Origin of the sequence: Marinomonas sp. CT5 (assembly GCF_018336975.1) — a bacterium.
Lineage (GTDB): Bacteria > Pseudomonadota > Gammaproteobacteria > Pseudomonadales > Marinomonadaceae > Marinomonas.
In genome coordinates, this window is the sequence record NZ_CP025572.1 from 230,248 (window position 1) to 244,603 (window position 14,356).

Below are 14,356 nucleotides of genomic sequence, written 5' to 3' on the forward strand. Positions count from 1 at the left end.
TTGAAGACTGACCGGTCCGGTAAAAGATTTGATTCCGTATTGTGGAACCAGTAAATCGGCATCATTCCACGTTATGAAGTAGCGTATGGGATTCATACGAAATCTACTTTAAGGAGTATATGCTGTGAGTTCTTCAATTGATTTAACCCGTAGACAATTAATAAAAAATGGCGGTCAGTTAGGGGTACTGGCAGCAGCTGTTCAGGTGACCCCAAGTTGGGCCTTATCTGCACAGAATGGAGTCAACTCCCCTGATCAACTCTTGAAATTGAGTGCTGTAGATCTGTCCCAAATCATCAAAAATAAGCAGGTCAGTTGTTTCGAGGTCATGAACAGCTACTTGGCTCAAATTGATACCTATAATCCAACTTACAATGCGGTGGTTTCTTTAAGAGACAGAAACATTCTATTGCAGGAAGCCCATAAGGCTGACCAGGAGCTGGCAAAAGGCCATTATCGTGGTTGGATGCATGGCATGCCTCATGCTGTTAAAGACCTAGCGGCTACAGCGGGTATTGCAACGACCATGGGGTCTCCAATCCTGAAGAATTGGGTCCCCAAACACGACGCTATTTTTGTTGAGCGTATCCGAAATGCTGGTGCTATTTTAATCGGAAAAACCAATACCCCGGAATTTGGGTTGGGTTCTCAAACGTATAATAACGTCTTTGGTGTCACCCGAAACGCATACAACCATGAACTGTGTGCCGGTGGCAGTAGTGGTGGGGCAGCTGTCGCTGTTGCAACAGGTATGGTACCTGTCGCCGACGGCAGTGACATGATGGGCTCTTTGCGTAACCCTGCGGCCTATAACAATATTATCGGTTTCAGACCCACTCAAGGACGAGTCCCCTTTGGTCCTACAAGTGAGGTCTTTTTCCAGCAACTGGGTTATGAAGGGCCGATGGGAAGAACGGTACAGGATACCGCAATGCTGTTATCCACAATGGCTGGATACGATTCAAGAACACCATTATCCCTGCCTTCTAATACCCAGGTGTTCAGTCAAAACTTAGATGTAGATACCAAAGGTATTAAGGTAGCGTGGCTAGGTGACTTCAATGGTTATCTGTCCATGGAGCCTGGCGTACTCTCCACATGTGAACAAGCATTGAAGCACTTCGAAGTACTAGGTGGGCACGTAGAAACTGTTAATATGCAGCATCCTATGGAAGAGGTCTGGCAAGCTTGGTTGACATTACGTCACTTCCTGATCGCAGGTGGTGTAAACGATCTGTATAAGAAACAAGCCAATCGTTCCCTCATGAAGCCAGAAGCTATATGGGAGATTGAAGGCGGACTGGAGCTCTCTGGAATGGATGTCTTTGAGGCTTCTAAAGCCAGAAGTAGATGGTATCAAGCCCTAGATGCACTGTTTGATCGTTTTGATGTTGTCGCGTTGCCCTCTGCCCAAGTTTTCCCATTTAGCGCAAATACTCATTGGCCGAAAGAAATTAATGGCCGTCAAATGGATACCTATCATCGCTGGATGGAAGTGGTTGTTCCCGGCACGCTCAGTGGTTGTCCTGTTGCTAATGTTCCTGCAGGTTTTGACCCACAAGGCAGACCAATGGGAATTCAGTTGATTGGTCGACATCAACAAGATCTTAAGGTACTTCAGATTGCCAAGGCTTATGAGCAGGTATGTGGTTATCTACAGCATAAACCTGAACTAAGCAGAATTAAGGGCAAATGAAAATTCAACAATGATCCACCTCTAAACCCCATAAACTTGTGTCGTAAGATGTAAACGAATCTGATACGAACAGGATGTTCAGTCAGAGCTTACAAGTAAGCCTTATTTCAAAGGAGTGAAATAAGGCTTACTTCCCCGACTTTGTCCTATTGGTATCCCGCAACACATCATCCAGTAAATGCAGTAAATTGGGTGCAGATGAAAATAGAGATGCAAATACCACATCCCAGAAGAAGAACTCGGACGAATTCGATCCGCTACGCATTCAGATATGGCACTGGGGAATGACAGATTCAAAGATGAGATTGAGAAGTTAACGGGTAGGCGAGTGACGCCAAGAAAACGCGGAAGGAAACCAAGTCAGATGAATTAAATTTTCATCTGACCCCAATTGCTTACCGACATTGCCGACCAAGTACGCGCGACTAATGCCATATTTGCCTCAAAACAACCTTGGACCGTTGTACGCGGCTGTGATCTAGAAGAAGGTGACAGCCAAGGAATGCCTATTTGGGCGGAACACGTAGGGGATAAACGCATTGCCCATAACCGAGTGCGTCGTGTCGACTTTGCTAAGTTTATGGTTGCTGCTATCGAGAAAGACGAACTGATACAAACAGCGCCCGCTATTGCGAGTTGCTAAATTGGGGCAGATGAAAATAGAAAACTTTGGCAACCACATGAACTTTAGCTCAAGCTTAGCCGCCAGCAAAAAACGCGAGCGAAGCGTTACCAAGCTTTATTCAAATGCCGCATCCCAGAAGAAGAACTCGGACGGATTCGATCCGCGACGCATTCAGATATGGCACTGGGAAACGAACTTTTCAAAGAGCAGATCGAGAAGCTAACGGGTAGGCGAGTGACGCCAAGAAAGCGCGTAAGATAACAGGATTAGAAGGCGTGATTTTCATCTATCCCTAACTGTCTGAAGAAGCAGGTTTTGTTGCGACCGCTGTTTTTTGCTTCGTATAAGGCGATATCGGCTTGATGAATGAGCCGTTCTAAGGTGATTTCTAAATGCTGCCCTGTATATTCTGCGACACCGATGCTGACCTTGAGATGATAGTCATTTAGCGTCACGCGATGCAGGTCTTGGTGGAATGTTTTGTCAAACATGATGACGGTTTGCATATCGGTATTTGCTAAAGCGATGAGAAACTCTTCACCACCCCATCGACAAATAACGTGATTCTCCGGAAAGTTTGCCTCAAGACGTTGAGCAACCTGCTTTAATATTAGATCGCCTGTTTGATGTCCATAGGTGTCGTTGACTTTCTTAAAGTGATCAATGTCGATCAACAATATGGTCAGTGGGTGCAGATAACTCGCTTCGCCCATTAAATCGTGTATTCGACGCGTAGCTTCACGCCGATTCAGCAGACTGGTGAGATCGTCTACACTAGAGAGTTTGGTTAGATTTTTGGTTTGTTGTTCTAATTCGTCCCGCGTGGTGATCAGCTCTTGATGCAACTTATCCCGTTTCTCTGATATGAACAGAGACCAATAGACTTTATCGTCATGAGAGAGGCGAGTGTTAAGCGTGACTGGCGTTCGTGTTTTGTTTGCCGTCAGGATAACTGCCTGCGTTTCATCAAGAAACCCCTCTTTGATTAAAGAGGGGTAAAGGTAGCTTTCAAATAGGATTTCACTAGCTTTAGTGAATAAATTTGCCACGTCGTTCCCCGATAATTCTAAAGGGGCGAAACCAAAGCGTTCCGCAAAGAAGTCATTAGCGTACTCGATTTTTCTCGTTCTCAAATCACTGATTAACAATCCACAGGGAAAAGACGGTGGCTTCACTTCTTGGCCTGCTGAGTAATAAAGCGTTCGATATAGACTGAGACAGTTTCTGGATGCGTCATGTGTAAGCAGTGTCCGGTTGCGTGGATTACTTCCAGCGACGAGTGAGGTAAATGTTGGTGAACATACTGCCCGATGTCTAAGGATGCTAGGGAGTCGTTTTCACTCTGCAAAATTAAACAAGGGTGCTTTGATTCGCTAAGCAAGTGGCGGTAGTCGGAAAAGAAGGTTGCCTTAGCGAATGGCTTAGAATATGTGGGATCCGTTGAGCAAAAGCTGTTAGTAAGATGTGTTGTTAATTCTTCGCTGTGACCTGTGCCCATGACAAGTGGAGCCAGATAATTAGCCCACCCAATGTAATTTTTATCCATTAGGTTGATCAGCTCTTCTAAATCCTCGCGTTCGAATCCCCCTTGGTATTCTTCGCCAATATTCAAAAAGCAGGGTGAAGGGCAAACCATAATTAACGATGCGAACAATTCTGGGCGTTTTAACGATGCCAATAAGCCGATCATACTGCTAACCGAATGGCCCACGAAGATGACAGAGGACATCGACAAACCCTCAAGCAATTCGATTACGTCAAGGGCATAGCCTTCGAGCTTAGCGTAGCGTTCAGGGTCGTAAAGACTTAATTGAGATTGGCCGCTGCCCACATAGTCGAAGCAGACCACCGTATAGTTGGATTCTAGGTGAGGGAGTAGATAACTCCACATGGATTGATCGCACCCGAAACCGTGGGCCAGAACAATCGCTTGGTTTCCTTGTCCAGAAATTTTGACGTTGTTACGCTGGATAACGTCAATGTTATTGGTGGAAGAGTTTGATGTTATCAACATAATTTGCCCTATTTTTTCATTATTAGCACAGCTTATGTTATCTAAGGCACATTATCAGAAAAGGGCAAGTCTTTTTATAAAATTGGTGAAATTGGGCAGATGAAAATAGAAGATTTATAGTTTTGCCAGTGAAGCTTAGCTTTCAGCAGGAAACGCGAGCGAAGCGTTATCAAGCTTTATTCAAATGCCACATCCCAGAAGAAGAGCTCGGACGGATTCGATCCGCTACGCATTCAGATATGGCACTGGGGAATGACAGATTCAAAGAAGAGATTGAGAAGTTAACGGGTAGGCGAGCGACGCCAAGAAAGCGCGGTAGGAAACCAAGTCAGATGGATTAATTTTTCATCTGACCCCAATTGCCTTTTAACCAAAACTGTTTTGAATCGCTCATATTCTTAAAACTCACCAAACCGAATTGATATCCTTTGCTGCACCCTCAATACCAGGGTATATAAAAGAATAAGAAAAACCTATTTGCGATAAATAACGACGAATAAACGGTTTAATTTCTTTTGCTATTGGAATTGAATATTCAACTAAAGCCGATTGTTCAAAAAATGGATCAGCAGGACAAGAAAGCATGGTTGCCTGATTTTCATACCTACGGTCCAGATATTGGGGCCTTATAAATACTAACTCACCGTAGTGTTTTAACCCTCTAGGGCCAAATGGGTTGTCATGAAACTCCAATTCCCATTCAGGTAAAAATTTCGCCTTTTCATAGTCAATAAATTCTGGCTCATCAACAATCTGAGCATCAGAGCAGATATAAAGTGCTCCATCACAATTATCATTTTTCTCGACAGCAAAAAATAGTGCAACCATTGGGTTGGTTGTCCAATCAAGTAGCCGAGTTGAAACTCCGTAGTGCTGAGCCATTATCACCCAATCAATAGAAGCTTCTGGTCTATCCTTTCGATTTATAAAAGGTGTGGCCCTTCGCTGAAAATCTGCCATCACTTGCCTCTCATAGGTCAAGAAATGAGGGTTATTGTGTTTGTCACTCCGTGCGATTGACGGCAACAGCTTATATTCGTTATTTGAATGCCCTCTATAAACTTGACGATTGTAGAAAGCACCATCGGGATCGTTGGTTAGAATATGAAATTCTTTCCAGAACCCCTCAAACTCTCGCTGCAATTCCAAATCTTCGCTGTAATTATTATTCATGGTTTAAAAACATCCTTGGAAATTCATCACTTTCAAAACTCTACTCCCGTTAGAAATGCTTTTCGTGTAAACCTGATCCAATGCTGCCCTTACCCTTTTAGGGTAATTAGACTCGAAGCTTAATGCACCTCGTCCCAGTTGTCTCCAACTCCGGCTTCTACCAGCAATAGCTCGTCGATTTTGCTGCTGTTTTGCATGATGTCGACGATTTTTGCTTGGGCTTTTTCTAGGTCTTTTTCGGCGACTTCGAAGATGAGTTCATCGTGTACTTGCATGATCATTTTCACGTCTAGGTCGGCGTCGTCGAGTCAGTCGAGCATACCGCTTTATATCACAGGCTTACACAATAGTTCACTAACGGACTGTTTGTTATCCATCCATTGGCTCGTTGTTGCGCATCGCCAGTTCAATGACTCACGAATATGTGGATAGACATCATACAAATTCGCACTGTTAAATATTGGCTCATGATGACCGCATCGGTTTCGGAACTTTCGTATGATATAGCATGCGTCTTTTAACGCTTTTCTGATTTCTTGTGGTGTCATGTATGTCAGTGCATTTGGAAAGGTTTTGGTGATGTATGGCTTCCATATGCGGCCATCGTGTCGGCTTGTGAGCATATTTTCAAACCATACGAATTTGATTTCAGGGAGTAGCTTGCCGACGCCGTGGTAACCGTTACTTAGCGCAGATTGAAGCGTTTGCTTGTCTAAATGATTGAGAGAGTTTTGAAAGACGGCGTTGGTTGGCCGGTCGCTGCCATAACGAATGCTAATGGCATCAGAGATAGCATTGCGTATGGCGACTTCGTAAATATGTATTGGAAAGAAAAAGCGACTGGAAAGCTCGGCATTCCATTCATAAAGTCTCAGCGTTGTTGTATTGCAGCTTTTCCCTATTGAACGAATAACCGCTTGTCGATACGTTGAGAATCGATTAATTGAAAGGGCGTGTTTTATTGCAGTATAAGGCATCCTTGCCTCCTAACCTGTCTTGACTGATTAACGCTTTTTAACTAGCATTGTTATCGAGAGCTTCGGATATCCCTGCTTAGGCAGCCCACCGAAGACAGACGAAATATAAAGCCATGCCTAGCATGGCTTTTTTCGTTTTAGGGCTATGGTACGAGGCACTAATGCGCCTCGTCCCAATTATCCCCAACACCCGCTTCAACCAACAACGGTACGTCGATTTTGCTGCTGTTCTGCATGATGTCGACGATTTTCTTTTGTGCGGTGTCGAGGTCTTTTTCGGCCACTTCGAAGATGAGTTCATCGTGTACTTGCATGATCATTTTCACGTCTAGGTCGGTGCCTTGTAGCCAGTCGTGCATTTTGATCATGGCGCGTTTGATGATGTCGGCAGCGGAGCCTTGCATGGGGGCGTTGATGGCGGTGCGTTCGGCGGCTTGGCGCATCATGGCGTTTTTCGCTTTGATGTCTGGCAGGTACAAGCGGCGGCCGTAGATGGTTTCTACGTAGCCTTTTTCTTTCGCGCCTTCGCGGGTGTTTTCCATGTATTGCTGTACGCCTGGGTAACGTTCGAAGTAGCGTTTGATGTATTTGCCTGCTTCTGGGCGACCAATGCCAAGCTGTTTCGCTAGACCAAAGGCAGACATGCCGTAGATCAAACCGAAGTTGATGGCTTTGGCACGGCGGCGCTGTTCTGTGGTGACCTCGTCTAGGCTGACTTCGAACACTTCCGCAGCGGTGGCTTTGTGCACGTCGGCGTCTTTGGTGAAGGCGTCTAATAAGCCCGGATCTTGGGACAGGTGCGCCATGATGCGTAATTCGACTTGCGAATAATCGGCGGCGACCAGTTTGTAACCTTTTGGCGCCACAAAGGCTTGGCGAATGCGTCGACCTTCGGTGGTACGAATGGGGATGTTCTGTAAGTTCGGATCGGTCGAAGACAATCGGCCTGTCGCAGTGACGGCTTGATGATAAGACGTATGAATGCGGCCGGTTTTTTGTAGCATTTCTGGCAGCTTGTCGGTGTAAGTGGATTTCAACTTAGACAGACTGCGGTGTTCCATGATCAAGCGTGGCAGTTCGTAGTCTTGTGCCAGTTCTTGCAAGATCGGCTCGGCGGTGGATGGCTGGCCTTTTGGTGTTTTCTTGATCACCGGCAAGCCTTGTTTTTCGAACAAGATGACTTGCAGTTGCTTCGGCGAGCTTAGGTTGAAGCTTTCGCCTGCTTCTTCGTGGGCTTTGATCTCGATCTCCTGCAATTTAGCGGCGATCTCGCTGCTTTGTGCATGAAGCAGTTCTGGGTCAATCAAGGCACCCGTTTGTTCCATTTTCGCCAATACCGGAATCAGCGGGCATTCGATGTCTTTGAAAATGCTGACGAGTTCTGGCGTGGTTTCGATTTTCGGCCAAATCGCTTGGTGCAAACGTAAGGTGATGTCGGCGTCTTCCGCGGCGTAGAAAGCGGCGACTTCTAAATCGATTTGGTTGAAGGTTTTTTGTTTTGCGCCTTTGCCAGCGATGTCTTCAAAGCTCACGTTGGTGTGACCAAGGAACTTGCTCGCCAAGGTGTCCATGTCGTGACGTGAACTCACGGAATTGTACACATAAGATTCCAACATGGTGTCGTAAGCGATACCGCGTAAGGTGATGCCGTAGTTGTTCAGCACGTTGGCGTCGTATTTTAGGTGTTGGCCGACTTTGGCTTTGCTGTCGTTTTCTAACCAAGGTTTCAGCTGTTCTAGCACCCAAGCGCGGTCCAGTTGTTCTGGCGCACCTTCGTAATCATGGGCGACAGGAACGTAAGCGGCTTCGCCGGCTTCTACCGAGAAGGACAAGCCAACCAGTTCGGCGGCCATGTAGTTCAGCGATGTGGTTTCGGTATCGAAGGCAACCAGCTCAGCGGCTTGGATTTTTTCTAGCCATTTGTTGAAGCTGTCTTTGTCTAAGACGGTGTCGTAGTTGGCTTCAATATTGGATTTAACCGGTGTTTCCACTTGGCCATCATTACCCACAGTGTCGCTGGCGGTTTCGACGCTTGGCGCTTTATCTAGGTCAGACAACCAAGTTTTGAATTCGAGTTTGGTGAACCACTCGCGCAGTTTTTCTTTGTCCGCTTCGCCGTTTTTCAATTCTTGAGGATCGAAGGGCAGCTCTACGTCGCATTTGATGGTGGCCAAGGTGTAAGACAACTCTGCCATTTCTTTGTTGTCTTCCATTTTTTGTTTCATGGTTTTGGAACCACGGAAGCCCAACGCAGCGATCTCGTCTAAGCGGGTGTAGATGTCTTTGATGCTGCCCAATCCTTGCAACAAGGCAAGGGCGGTTTTTTCACCTACGCCTGGTACGCCTGGGATGTTATCGACTTTGTCGCCCATCAGTGCGAGGTAATCGATAATAAGTTCAGGCGGAATGCCGAACTTGTCTTTCACACCTTGGATGTCCATGACCGTGTTGTTCATGGTGTTCACCAGGGTGACTTTGTCGGTAACCAACTGAGCCATGTCTTTATCGCCCGTAGAAACCACCACGTCACGGCCTTGTTCGCCTACTTGTTTGGCGATGGTGCCGATCACGTCGTCGGCTTCTACGTTATCTATGATCACCAGTGGCAAGCCCATGGCTTCCACCACGCGGTGAATGGGTTCGATTTGTGGGCGAAGGTCGTCCGGCATCGGCGGGCGGTGCGCTTTGTATTCGCTGTAGATCTCGTCGCGGAAGGTTTTGCCCTTGGCATCGAAGATGATGACCATGGGGGAATCTGGGTAGGTTTTGATAAGGCTGCGGATCATGCTGATCACCCCACGCGTGGCGTTGGTCGGTTGGCCATCGCTGGTGTGCATCGGTGGAATCGCGTGGAATGCTCGGTAAAGGTAAGACGAGCCGTCTACCAAAACCATAGGTGGTGTGCGTGTTGTTGAATCCGTAGCCAAAATAGAACCTCTTTGTGAATCGGCAAATATGAGGTCTATTCTATGTGTTTGAGCGTGTTTTTACAGCCAAAATGGCGAATTAAGTTTTAAGTAGGATGGTCAATCCAACAATACAAAACGGTTATTGGCCTAACGAAGGTTAGGCCAATATAGAAAGTGGACGTTGAGACACTAGGCACCTAGATTAAAACGATCTTTTGCCTCGCTGGTTTTAGGTGTAAAAAACGACACTAGGTTGCCTTCTGGGTCTCTAAATTGAAAGGTTCGGTTGCCCCAAGGCATGTCTTTAGGGGGGTGAACCAGATCGACCCGGTTTTCCAGACGTTCAAATTCTTTATCAACATCATCTACTAAGAATTCGAGAATCGCCGTGCGGTTGAAAGAGGGTTCAGCGCAACCTTCTTTAAACAGGGCAACGGTTTCTATACTGCCGAATGCTAAATGAGCCTTTTCTGTTTTTAGCTCAGCAAATACCGGAGCGAGCCAGTCCGCTTCCCGTTCGCTAATAAATTCGTAGAAGCTAACCATCTTTTTGATGTCGTTAACAATGAGCCGAGTGGAAAATAGAGTCATACTTCACCTTTTTAATGAGAGTCAGAGAGTGCAAAATGAGTATGTCACCCTGATGCTGACAGCGTTGTGGCAATAGGAGAAAAAAATGCGACGTGCCGATAGATTATTTCAACTCATTCAAATATTGAGGCGGGTAAATAGGCCTGTGACGGCGGCTAAGTTGGCTGAGGAGTTAGAGGTTTCTAAGCGAACGGTTTATCGAGACATTGCCGATTTGGTGGGGCAAAGGGTGCCAATCGAAGGAGAGGCGGGCTTAGGTTATACATTAAGCACATTTTACAGTATGCCTCCATTGATGTTCACACAAGATGAGCTGGAAGCGCTGGTGTTAGGTGTCCAGCTTGTGCAAAGCCTTCCAGATAAAACCATCGGCAATTCCGCCAAAGATGTCTTTGCTAAAATTAGAGACGTTATTCCTCCCAGTTTTATTGCCACGCTGAGTGATGCGGGCGTGCGCATAAAACCCAGAGAGTTGGAGCCTGAAAAGCAAGATACACGGTATTTGCGAGAGGCCATTAGAGCAAACAAAAAGATACGCATTACCTATTTCGATCGAGATGACAATAAATCCGAAAGAGTGGTGTGGCCCATTATTTTAGGGTATGACGAAGCCTATTGTTTATTAATCGCATGGTGTGAACAGCGTCAGCAGTATCGTCATTTTCGAGTGGATAGAATTCGGCAGATAGACAGATTGGATACCAGCGTGCCGATTGCAGGTAATGAGCTGCGACAGCGTTGGGAATTGTGGCGTGAGCAGACTTGGCTGAATAAATGTTAAATCGCATGTTTTTAACATTACCTCCCCCAATAACGCTGATTTTTTGGCTTAGTCGGCTAGTTGAGGATGAATGCTGTTGTACATAACGGCTTGATCACGACCATTATTTTTTGCGGTATAGAGTGCTTTGTCTGCTTGCTCAACGAGCTCTAAAAAATCATCGTGGTGAGAAAGGGATGATACACCTACACTGACCGTGACTTTTCCCACCGATTTATAAGGTAAGTGACCTAAAGCGTGTTGAAACATAGAGCCGATGAAGGGCAAGGTATTAGTTTTTGGGTTAACTAATACTACGGCAAATTCTTCACCGCCCCATCGTGCAATAGTGTGTTTTTCAAAGTAGATAGTTCGAAGCCGTGAAGCCACTTCTACTAATATACGATCTCCAATTGAGTGGCCGTGACGGTCGTTAATTTGCTTAAAATGGTCCACATCGATCAGTAGAATGGCAATATTATCATCATGGTTGAGCTGTCCTAACCAAAGGTCCAAGCCTCTACGATTATAGATATCGGTTAAATAATCCCGCCCAGCTTCAAGTTCGTAACGCCGTAAGTCGCCAGTCACTTTGTTGATGTGTCGGCGAATACTCTTTCGATAGGGAAAAACAATATAGAGTAATAAACTTGCCGGGCCGAAGGTGCCGATTAGTTCATAGCCGCGGGGCGTTTGTAACTCGTCAGGGTGATGTAAAAGATAATAAATAATGGGGAGAGCAATAGACGCCCACATTAGCACCATATAATGAAGATATTGTTTGGGTAGCATGATAATGCCAAGCATAATGATTGCCATCACAAGCCCCGTAATTGGTGGGTACTCATCAATAAAACGCCATTCCATTTTCCAAGCCATGACTACGTAATAAATCGTTGAAGGCGAGAACGTCAAAATGAAAAAAATAATAAAAAAAACAATGATCTTGTTGATGTCTGTATGTGGGTTGTAGTGATAGTAGATCAATACAATAAGTAAAAGCGTCGCATCAAGAGCCGGTATGATGCTGTCTATGATATGCACACTAGGGTAGATGTAAAAGAAAGCAGCAAAGGCGAGACTAGTGAAAAACGAGGCAATGAGCAGCCGATAAACGGCTGAAACTGTAATTTTGGTTTCATCGTCATGTTTCATTGTATGGGTCTTTTATTTGCAACTGTAATGAAATAATAGACGGCCAAGTATGAATTTGCTGTTATCCCTTAGTTAATATATGTCTCTTTAATTAACTAGGTTGTAACAAATGACGGGTGTCCACGGTAAAATGTGAACAGAAAAAGGGCGAGCTTAAAGCGTTTATGGTTGGTTGTTTACTGCTTGATTTCGCCCTATTTGTTTTGCTCTGTACAAACTGTTATCCGCCTCTCTAATAATGTTGTCTATGGCCGTGGACTCCACATTTAGACCCACTCCGATACTGCAGGTGACTTGCCCAACAATAGGAAAGTCGTATTCACGTATTGCCACTAGGCACTGGTTAGCAAGTTGCTCTACTTGGCTCGCTGGCAGGTCATGAATCAAAATAACAAACTCATCTCCTCCCCAGCGAGCTAAGCAGCCTTTTGAAGATACACAGTCTTCGAGCAAACGGGAGACTTGCTTGAGAATGGAATCTCCAACTTCATGCCCAAAGGTGTCATTGATGTGTTTGAAATGATCAATATCAATAATCAGTCCACTGATATTGGGTTTGTCCCCTGCGTGTTTGGATAACCAGTAGATTAAGCCACGGCGGTTGCATGTTTTGGTTAGCTCATCGTGGTCGGCGAGTCGACGAGAGTGCTTTAAGTGGGCTTCTACTTTGGCAAATCGTATGATTATGTCGCGTTGATAGGACAACACGATAAAAAACAAGGCACCACCAGGACCAAAAAACACCATCATTTCTCGGCCTCGCGCGGTACTCAGTTCGTTAGGGTGGGCGATGAGGTAGATAAGAATCGGTGCGCAAACACTACTCCACAAAACCACCATATAACGTAACCAATTATTGGGCACCATCACAATGAGCACCGCCGTAGCGATCAAAATCACGCCGCTAATGGGTGGGAACTCGTCCACGAATACCCAATCATTTAACTCTGAACCAAGGGTGAAATACCAAGCTGGCGTCACAAAGCAGTAAACGGTGAGAAAAAATAAGGTTTTAACAGCCATTACTTGGCGGGCTTCGGGGTCTTTGCGGAAATAGAGCAACAGGATACCAATGAATAGGCCGCTACTAATCGGTATAAAATAGTCGATGAAATGGCCAGTGGGGAAAATGTAATTCGATACGCCAACGCTAATACCAAATACACAATAGAGGAACAGTGCAATGGAGGTTGCTCTAATGGAAAATAACGATTGTTGCATAGATAGATTCCTGCGCCCCTACGTTGTGATAAACAAGTTCATACTAAAGAGTATTATCTAAGTGTAGCTGCCGATTAGGAGATCTACGTCATGTATTCATCATAAGAGGCACACATGATGAAATTCCGAGGGTTTCAGGCATGGCTTAGGTGAGTTTTTTATGATTACGAATTGACCTTTCGAGGCGAATTGTAGAGCATAGGCACTACTTTTTTTATTCCACTCCTTTTAGACAACAATAGGTAGAAACTTGGCTGTTTACACTTCCCTTTCGGACTCTGACATGCGCGCCTTAGTGGCCGATTATTATTTAGGTGAACTGGTTTCGTTCCAAGGTATTTCCGGTGGGGTAGAAAACACCAATTACTTTCTGATAACCACAACGGGCAAGTATGTGGTCACCTTGTTTGAAGAGTTTGATTTAGACGAAGTACCGTACTTTTTGGACGTTGTCGCTCATTTGAAACACAAAGGCTTTAATGTACCCGCGGCACTCATCGATATTCATGGCGAACGACTACGTGAAGTGAATGGCCGTCCTACCATTATTGTGGACTGTTTCCCGGGGGGTGAGTTGAAGGGGACGGATGAAACCTCTTGTCGGTTGATGGGAGAAGCGCTGGCTAAGTTGCACATTGCGGGTGAAGATTTCCCTATTCATCGCGATAGTCACCGTGGTGTGGCGTGGTGGCACAAAACAAGCCAAGACATTGCTCACGAGCTAGAACCAGAGCAAGCTACCTTGTTGTTATCGCAGATCGCTGAATTTGATGACTTTATTGCTCAGCACCCCGATCTGCCAAAAACCACTATCCACGGGGATTTGTTTTACAACAACACCTTGTTTGAAGGAAATAAACTGTCTGCCATTATCGACTTTTACAACGCCTGTCACTCTTGGGCGATGTACGATTTAGCGATCGTGGTGAACGATTGGTGTTCGGATATAAACACTGGCGAGCTGGATAACGCCAAATATAAAGCGTTGATAAAAGCCTATTTGCATGAACGTGAAGCCACAGAGGAAGAAATCATTGCGTGGCCTTATATGTTGAAAATAGCGGCGTTACGCTTTTGGTTGTCTCGCTTGGAAGCATGGCATGGCGCGAAACACGATCCTGAGCGTTTGGCTCAGCAGCATGATCCTTTAGAGTTTCAGCGCATTTTAGAAGCGCGTGTACGATACACGCCCAGTTTAGTTGCTTTCCAATAAAAGCACTGTTTATAAAGGTCAC

13 protein-coding genes and 1 pseudogene are annotated in these 14,356 nt (G+C 45.5%); 5 read left to right on the top strand and 9 right to left on the bottom strand.

Annotation, left to right across the window (positions count from 1 at the left end):
* Nucleotides 1-124: 124 nt before the first annotated feature.
* Together C0J08_RS01045 and C0J08_RS01050 are read left to right on the top strand one after the other, a co-directional pair.
* Nucleotides 125-1,696 (top strand): amidase, encoded by a 1,572-nt coding sequence (locus C0J08_RS01045; RefSeq protein WP_212654296.1) that lies wholly within the window; start codon nt 125-127, stop codon nt 1,694-1,696.
* 391 nt (nt 1,697-2,087) lie between these two features.
* Nucleotides 2,088-2,339 (top strand): NAD(P)-dependent oxidoreductase, encoded by a 252-nt coding sequence (locus tag C0J08_RS01050; protein WP_212654297.1) that lies wholly within the window; start codon nt 2,088-2,090, stop codon nt 2,337-2,339.
* Nucleotides 2,340-2,587: 248 nt separating this feature from the next.
* On the opposite strand, the gene C0J08_RS01055 is transcribed toward C0J08_RS01050, so the two are convergent.
* On the bottom strand, nt 2,588-3,370 hold the full coding sequence (locus C0J08_RS01055; RefSeq protein ID WP_212654298.1) for a GGDEF domain-containing protein: 783 nt from the start codon (nt 3,368-3,370) through the stop codon (nt 2,588-2,590).
* 122 nt (nt 3,371-3,492) lie between these two features.
* A complete protein-coding gene (locus tag C0J08_RS01060) occupies nt 3,493-4,335 on the bottom strand; it encodes an alpha/beta fold hydrolase (RefSeq protein WP_212654299.1) in 843 nt (280 codons plus the stop codon).
* A 122-nt stretch (nt 4,336-4,457) separates the two neighbouring features.
* Here C0J08_RS01060 and C0J08_RS01065 point away from each other — a divergent pair, with 122 nt between their 5' ends.
* A complete protein-coding gene (locus C0J08_RS01065) occupies nt 4,458-4,676 on the top strand; it encodes a hypothetical protein (RefSeq protein WP_212654300.1) in 219 nt (72 codons plus the stop codon).
* Nucleotides 4,677-4,740: 64 nt separating this feature from the next.
* Here the strand turns inward: C0J08_RS01065 and C0J08_RS01070 are convergent, their stop codons facing one another.
* The 5 genes and pseudogenes from C0J08_RS01070 to C0J08_RS01090 form a co-directional block, all read right to left on the bottom strand.
* On the bottom strand, nt 4,741-5,508 hold the full coding sequence (locus tag C0J08_RS01070) for an FRG domain-containing protein (RefSeq protein WP_212654301.1): 768 nt from the start codon (nt 5,506-5,508) through the stop codon (nt 4,741-4,743).
* A gap of 119 nt (nt 5,509-5,627) precedes the next feature.
* A pseudogene (locus tag C0J08_RS01075) lies at nt 5,628-5,798 on the bottom strand (DNA polymerase); the annotation flags it as partial.
* A 36-nt stretch (nt 5,799-5,834) separates the two neighbouring features.
* Entirely contained in the window at nt 5,835-6,485 is a 651-nt protein-coding gene (locus C0J08_RS01080) for an Abi family protein (protein ID WP_212654303.1), read from the bottom strand.
* Between the two features lie 158 nt (nt 6,486-6,643).
* Nucleotides 6,644-9,379 carry a DNA polymerase I gene (polA, locus tag C0J08_RS01085; RefSeq protein ID WP_212656213.1) on the bottom strand — a complete coding sequence of 912 codons (2,736 nt, stop codon included), beginning with the start codon at nt 9,377-9,379 and terminating at the stop codon, nt 6,644-6,646.
* 204 nt (nt 9,380-9,583) lie between these two features.
* The gene (locus C0J08_RS01090) at nt 9,584-9,985 is read right to left on the bottom strand and encodes a VOC family protein (RefSeq protein ID WP_212654304.1); all 402 of its coding nucleotides are present in this window, start codon (nt 9,983-9,985) and stop codon (nt 9,584-9,586) included.
* An 85-nt stretch (nt 9,986-10,070) separates the two neighbouring features.
* Here C0J08_RS01090 and C0J08_RS01095 point away from each other — a divergent pair, with 85 nt between their 5' ends.
* Nucleotides 10,071-10,766: a helix-turn-helix transcriptional regulator gene (locus C0J08_RS01095; protein WP_212654305.1), complete on the top strand. Its 696-nt coding sequence runs from the start codon at nt 10,071-10,073 to the stop codon at nt 10,764-10,766.
* Between the two features lie 48 nt (nt 10,767-10,814).
* Here C0J08_RS01095 and C0J08_RS01100 read toward each other — a convergent pair whose 3' ends face one another.
* The gene (locus C0J08_RS01100; protein WP_212654306.1) at nt 10,815-11,900 is read right to left on the bottom strand and encodes a GGDEF domain-containing protein; all 1,086 of its coding nucleotides are present in this window, start codon (nt 11,898-11,900) and stop codon (nt 10,815-10,817) included.
* Between the two features lie 162 nt (nt 11,901-12,062).
* The gene (locus C0J08_RS01105) at nt 12,063-13,121 is read right to left on the bottom strand and encodes a GGDEF domain-containing protein (RefSeq protein ID WP_212654307.1); all 1,059 of its coding nucleotides are present in this window, start codon (nt 13,119-13,121) and stop codon (nt 12,063-12,065) included.
* Between the two features lie 250 nt (nt 13,122-13,371).
* On the opposite strand from C0J08_RS01105, the gene C0J08_RS01110 reads away from it, so the two are divergent.
* Nucleotides 13,372-14,334 (top strand): homoserine kinase, encoded by a 963-nt coding sequence (locus C0J08_RS01110; RefSeq protein WP_212654308.1) that lies wholly within the window; start codon nt 13,372-13,374, stop codon nt 14,332-14,334.
* Nucleotides 14,335-14,356: the final 22 nt, after the last annotated feature.